Genomic DNA, 6,074 nt, shown 5'->3' on the forward strand with positions numbered 1-6,074 from the left:
GCCCGGCAGTCCAGGGGCGGAAGGGACAATCCGCACATATGAGTGCATCAGGCGGAACCAAGGCCATCGTCGCCGCGCTCGGCGCCAACCTGGCCATCGCCGTGGCGAAGTTCGTCGCGTTCGCGTTCAGCGGCTCGTCGTCGATGCTCGCCGAAGGAGTGCACTCGGTCGCCGACTCCGGCAACCAGGCGCTGCTCCTGCTCGGCGGCAAGAAGGCCCAGCGCAAGGCCAGCGAGGAACACCCCTTCGGCTACGGCCGCGAGCGCTACATCTACGGCTTCCTCGTCTCCATCGTCCTGTTCACCATCGGCGGCGTCTTCGCGCTCTACGAGGGCTACGAGAAGATCAAGGAGCCGCACGAGCTGGAGCACTGGTACTGGCCCGTCGGCGTCCTCGTCTTCGCGGTCATCGCGGAGGGCTTCTCCTTCCGTACGGCCGTCAAGGAGTCCAACGAGCTGCGCGGCCGCCAGTCCTGGGGCCAGTTCATCCGCACCGCCAAGGCTCCCGAACTGCCCGTCGTGCTCCTGGAGGACTTCGGCGCCCTCGTCGGCCTCGTCCTCGCCCTGGGCGGCGTCGGCATCGCCGTCGCCACGGGCGACGGCGTCTGGGACGGCATCGGCACCCTGGGCATCGGCACCCTGCTGGTCCTCATCGCCCTCGTCCTCGCCGCGGAGACCAAGTCCCTGCTGCTCGGCGAGGCCGCCGGCCCCGACCAGGTCGCGAAGATCCGCGCCGCGGCCGTCGACGGCGAGACGGTCACCGGCGTCATCCACATGCGCACCCTCCATCTGGGCCCCGAGGAGCTCCTCGTCGCGGCGAAGATCGCCGTCCGGCACGACGACACGGCGGTCCGGATCGCCGACGCGATCGACGCCGCCGAGGCCAGGATCCGCGAAGCGGTCCCGATCGCCCGCGTCATCTACCTGGAGCCGGACATCTACCGGGAGGAAGCCGCAGCAGCCGGCGAGGACCCGGCCGCCACCCCGGGCGGCCCGGCCCGGCACTGAGCCCCGGTCCCACCACCGACGGGAGCCGAGCGTCCTGCAGGAGGTCTGCGAGACCTCCTGCAGGACGCTCACGAGCTCCCCGTCCTCCGCCGCGAGCAACCGCTCCCGGAAGCCGGGGTCCATCAGCTTCCGCGACAGCATCGCCAGGATCCGCAGGTGCTCGTCGCCCGCGGCGGCGCCCGGCACGGCGATCATGAAGACCAGCCGGGCCTTCGTACCGTCCGAAGCGCCCCACTCGATCCCCTCCGCCGACCGGGCGAAGCCCACGACCGGCGCCGACACCGCATCCGTCTTCGCATGCGGAATCGCTATCTCCTCGCCGAGGCCGGTCGTCCCCAGCTCCTCCCGCGCCAGCGCCGCCGCGACCAGGCCGTCCACATCGGTGACCGCACCGCTCGCAGCGAGCAGCCCCGCCATCTCCCGGATCGCCGCATCCTTTCCGCGCGCCGCGAGCTGCGGCCGCACGTCCGCCCGGTGAGGTAGCCGGAGAGCGCGGAGCCGGCCGGCTCACCCGCGTCCGAACGCTCGGGCGCGGCAGCAGCCACAGGCGCCGACGGGGAAACAGGTGCAGCGGCGGCCGCCTCCTTCCCCGCGGGCTTCCCGGTCTTCCCCACGGTCATCAAGGTGACGGTCGTCAGAGCCGTCACCACCGTGCCGACGCCGATGGCGACGAAGAACATCGGCACCCCGCCGACCGCTCCCAGCACCGCCACCACCGGCCCCCCGTGCGGCACGCTGTCCTGCACCGCCGCAAGCCCGGCCACCGCCCCCGCCACCGCACCACCGGCCATGTTCGCCGGGATGACCCGCGCAGGCCGCGCCGCGGCGAAGGGGATCGCACCCTCGGTGATCCCGAAGCACCCCATGAACAGCGCCGCCAGCCCGGTCTCCCGCTCCTGCGCGCTGAACAGCCCCCGCCGCAGCAGCGTCGCGAGCCCCTGCCCGAGCGGCGGCACCGGAATGGCCGCCGCACACATGCCCATGACCTCCGGGTTCTTCGAGACCAGCCCCGCACCGAAGAGGAACGCCGTCTTGTTGACCGGCCCGCCCATGTCGAAGGAGATCATCAGCCCGAGCACCACACCGAGCAGAGCGGCACTCGTCCCCGTCAGGCCGCCCAGCCAGCTCGTGAGGTGCTCGAAGACCCACGCGATCGGCCGGCCGATGACGTAGACGAAGAACAGGCCGACCGACGTCGTGGCCACGATCGGGATCACGATGACCGGCATCACCGGCCGCACGAAGTCCGGAACCCTGACCTTCTTGATCCACAACACCACGTAGCCGGCCAGGAACCCCGTGGCGATCGCCCCGATGAACCCCGCCCCGGCCTTGCTGTCGTACAACTCCCCGTGGCTCGCAATCCAGCCGCCGGCCATGCCGGGCACGAGAGCCGGCCGGTCGCCGATCGCGTAAGCGATGTAGCCGGAGAGGACGGGGATCATCAGCGTGAAGCCGATGACACCGATGTTGTTGACGGCCTGCCAGAACGAGCTGTCGAAGACGATCCCCTGCGGCGTGGTCCGCCCGCCGAGGGCGAGCGACACCGCGATCAGCAGACCGCCGACGACCACGAACGGGATCATGTACGAGACGCCGTTCATCAGCGCCTTGTAGACCGAACCGCGCTCCTTGCCGCCCGCGCCGCCGAGCACACCGGCCCCGGCCGCACCGCCGTCGCCCGCCCCGGCCCCCGCGCCGCGGTGCACCGGCGCCTCCAGCACGTCCCGGATCAGCCGCTCCGGATGATGGATGCCCTCGGCGACCCCGACGGACAGCACCCGCTTCCCGGCGAACCGGCCGAGGTCGACGTCCTTGTCGGCGGCGACGATGATGCCGTCGGCCTCCGCCACGTCGCGGTCGGACAGGACGTTCTCCGCCCCGATCGACCCCTGGGTCTCGACCTTCATCTCGTAGCCGAGCCGCTGCGCGACCTGAGCCAGCTTCTCCGCCGCCATGTACGTGTGCGCGATGCCCGTCGGGCAGGCGGTCACCGCGAGCAGCTTGCGCCCCCGCCCGTCCGCTGGAGTGGCCGGAGTGGCTGGACTGGACACGTGGATCTCCTCACAACGGATCGCTCGCGGGGGCGCGCCGCATCCTCGCCCGGTCGCATCCTGCAACACCTGACCTGCGCAGGAAACAAGGGCGTTGGGATGCGGGCGGCCCACCCCCGGCCGGAATCTGACGTTCCGGAGGATCGGGCGCCAGTGGGGCTGGGGTTCGGCGGGCCGCCCGGTGTAGATTCGAGAACGAGCCAGACGTCGCTGCTGATGGCGGTCGGGCGGCCCGCACGACGGGCCGGCCGAGGGAGAGAGGGCCTCCGACGGACTGCGCTGCGGTCGGGGCACCGGTGTGTCCCGTGTGTCCAGCTGCTCGGAACAGCCCGACCGCATGCACGGCCGTGTCCACCCTCGCTCGCCCTTCACAGAGGAGCAGCCCGTATGACCACCACTTCCCCCGGCCAGGACTTCAAGGTCGCGGACCTCTCGCTGGCGGCCTTCGGCCGCAAGGAGATCACCCTCGCCGAGCACGAGATGCCCGGCCTGATGGCGATCCGCAAGGAGTACGCGGAGACGCAGCCGCTGGCGGGTGCGCGCATCACCGGCTCGCTGCACATGACGGTCCAGACGGCCGTGCTCATCGAGACCCTCGTCGCGCTGGGCGCGCAGGTCCGCTGGGCGTCCTGCAACATCTTCTCCACCCAGGACCACGCCGCCGCCGCCATCGCGGTCGGCCCCGAGGGCACCCCGGAGAACCCGCAGGGCGTGCCGGTCTTCGCCTGGAAGGGCGAGACCCTGGAGGAGTACTGGTGGTGCACGGAGCAGGCCCTGACCTGGCCGGGCACCGCCACCGGCGGCCCGAACATGATCCTGGACGACGGCGGTGACGCCACCCTCCTCGTCCACAAGGGCGTCGAGTTCGAGAAGGCGGGCAGCGCTCCCGACCCGTCGACGGCGGACAGCGAGGAGTACGCCCAGATCCTCACCCTGCTGAACCGCACCCTGGGGGAGAACCCCCAGAAGTGGACCCAGCTGGCGTCCGAGATCCGCGGCGTCACCGAGGAGACCACCACGGGCGTCCACCGTCTCTACGAGATGCAGCGCGACGGCTCGCTCCTCTTCCCCGCGATCAACGTGAACGACGCGGTGACGAAGTCGAAGTTCGACAACAAGTACGGCTGCCGCCACTCGCTGATCGACGGCATCAACCGCGCCACGGACGTCCTCATCGGCGGCAAGGTCGCGGTCGTCTGCGGCTACGGCGACGTGGGCAAGGGCTGCGCGGAGTCCCTCCGCGGCCAGGGCGCCCGGGTCATCGTCACCGAGATCGACCCGATCAACGCCCTGCAGGCGGCGATGGACGGCTACCAGGTCACCACCCTGGACGAGGTCGTCGAGACCGCCGACATCTTCGTCACCACGACGGGCAACAAGGACATCATCATGGCCTCGGACATGGCCCGGATGAAGCACCAGGCCATCGTCGGCAACATCGGCCACTTCGACAACGAGATCGACATGGCCGGCCTGGCGAAGATCCCGGGCATCGTGAAGGACGAGGTCAAGCCGCAGGTCCACACCTGGACCTTCCCCGACGGCAAGGTCCTGATCGTGCTGTCCGAGGGCCGCCTGCTGAACCTGGGCAACGCCACCGGCCACCCGTCGTTCGTCATGTCGAACTCCTTCGCGGACCAGACGCTGGCCCAGATCGAGCTCTTCACGAAGCCGGAGTCCTACCCGACGGACGTCTACGTGCTGCCGAAGCTGCTGGACGAGAAGGTGGCCCGGCTCCACCTCGACGCCCTCGGCGTCAAGCTCACCACGCTCCGCCCGGAGCAGGCCGCATACATTGGTGTCCCGGTGGAGGGCCCGTACAAGCCGGACCACTACCGCTACTGATACCGACGCAGCACGAAAAGCAATCGGTAACAGGCCTCTGCCGCGACGGCAGGGGCCTGTCCCGGTTCTGTCGAGGACCCCACCATGCCCCGCGGCCGCTACTCGCTCCACGACCCCCACGACCACACCCCCCTAGGTGAAGAGCACTTCCACTGCGCCACCGGCCCCTCCGGCTGGCGCTACGTCTCGCAGCTCACCTCTCCGGCCGGCGACAACACCGGCTCCGTCGACCTCACCCTCGACGACCTGGGCCGCCCCATCCGCCTGCAGCTCCAGGCCCGCGACTGGCAGGTGCGCGGCGCCGCCCTCGACGGCGTGACCTGGGTCCGCACGGACCCGACCGGTGAGCACGCCACGGAGGGCAATGTCCCGGAGGCCCGCGCCTTCACCGGAGCGTCCCCCGCCTTCTACGTCGCCCTGGCCCGCGCCCTGCGCCTGACCCCGGGCGCCGGCGGCACCCGCATCCGGCTGGTCGGCTTCACCACCCCCGTCCTCGCCCCCCGGACCCTCGACCAGTCGTGGGCCCTGGTCAGCAGGACAGCACACGCCACTGACAACGGCCCGCTGCAGGTGGACGAGTACCAGGTCAGCGACCTGGAGACCGGCGAACAGCACACGGTGCACCTGGCCGGCGACGTCGTCCTGTCGGCACCCGGCCTCGAGCTGGAGGAGCTGGACAGCCCGCCGTCGACGTTCGGGTGAGCACCGGCTGAGCACCGGGCGAGCGGAGGACGGTGCGCTCGATGTGCGGAAGGGCTGGTCAGCCTGGTACTGTCCTCTTCGCCCCACAAGACCTGTTGACACAGGCCCGGTGGGGAGGTAGATTCGAACGGTTGCCGGGGAAGCTGGACAGGCTCCCAAGCAGCAGTTAGTCTCTATAGCGCTCTGGTCGGTGAACGAGATTCACCCCGAGCACCTTGATCCCTTATCGGAAAGCGGAAAGCCGATTAGCTCGGCCGGAAAGCGTCTGATAAAGTCGGGATCACCGCCGGAAAGCGAAAGCTGAAAGGCGAAACCCCGCTCCAACAGGGAGCCGGAAAAGGGATTCGGACCGACTGCTTCATTGAGAAGCAGGGGGGAACGGAAAACGGATCTGGTAAGGTTGGAAACAACGAAGGGAAGCGCCCGGAGGAAAGCCCGAGAGGGTGAGTACAAAGGAAGCGTCCGT

General features: G+C 70.0%; 3 protein-coding genes and 1 pseudogene. 3 read left to right on the plus strand and 1 reads right to left on the minus strand.

Features of this window, described 5'->3' with window-relative positions; genetic code table 11:
- Positions 1-38: 38 nt before the first annotated feature.
- Positions 39-1,007, plus strand: coding sequence for a cation diffusion facilitator family transporter (locus ACFZCD_RS30015; RefSeq protein WP_391836207.1), 969 nt, complete (start codon positions 39-41; stop codon positions 1,005-1,007).
- Positions 1,008-1,055: 48 nt separating this feature from the next.
- On the opposite strand, the pseudogene ACFZCD_RS30020 reads toward ACFZCD_RS30015, so the two are convergent.
- Positions 1,056-3,061 (minus strand): annotated as a pseudogene (locus ACFZCD_RS30020) (fructose-specific PTS transporter subunit EIIC); the annotation flags it as partial.
- Positions 3,062-3,448: 387 nt separating this feature from the next.
- Here ACFZCD_RS30020 and ahcY point away from each other — a divergent pair.
- Both ahcY and ACFZCD_RS30030 read left to right on the plus strand, forming a co-directional pair.
- Positions 3,449-4,906, plus strand: a complete 1,458-nt coding sequence (gene ahcY, locus ACFZCD_RS30025; RefSeq protein WP_391836191.1) for an adenosylhomocysteinase — start codon at positions 3,449-3,451, stop codon at positions 4,904-4,906.
- An 84-nt stretch (positions 4,907-4,990) separates the two neighbouring features.
- Positions 4,991-5,608, plus strand: a complete 618-nt coding sequence (locus ACFZCD_RS30030) for a hypothetical protein (protein WP_391836192.1) — start codon at positions 4,991-4,993, stop codon at positions 5,606-5,608.
- Positions 5,609-6,074: the final 466 nt, after the last annotated feature.

The sequence above is a fragment of the Streptomyces sp. NPDC008001 genome (assembly GCF_042958085.1).
Lineage (GTDB): Bacteria > Actinomycetota > Actinomycetes > Streptomycetales > Streptomycetaceae > Streptomyces.

Coding starts and splice junctions, on each gene's coding strand:
- ACFZCD_RS30015 (WP_391836207.1), top strand. CDS start 39: ATGAGTGCATCAGGCGGAACCAAGGCCATCGTCGCCGCGCTCGGCGCC.
- ahcY (WP_391836191.1), top strand. CDS start 3,449: ATGACCACCACTTCCCCCGGCCAGGACTTCAAGGTCGCGGACCTCTCG.
- ACFZCD_RS30030 (WP_391836192.1), top strand. CDS start 4,991: ATGCCCCGCGGCCGCTACTCGCTCCACGACCCCCACGACCACACCCCC.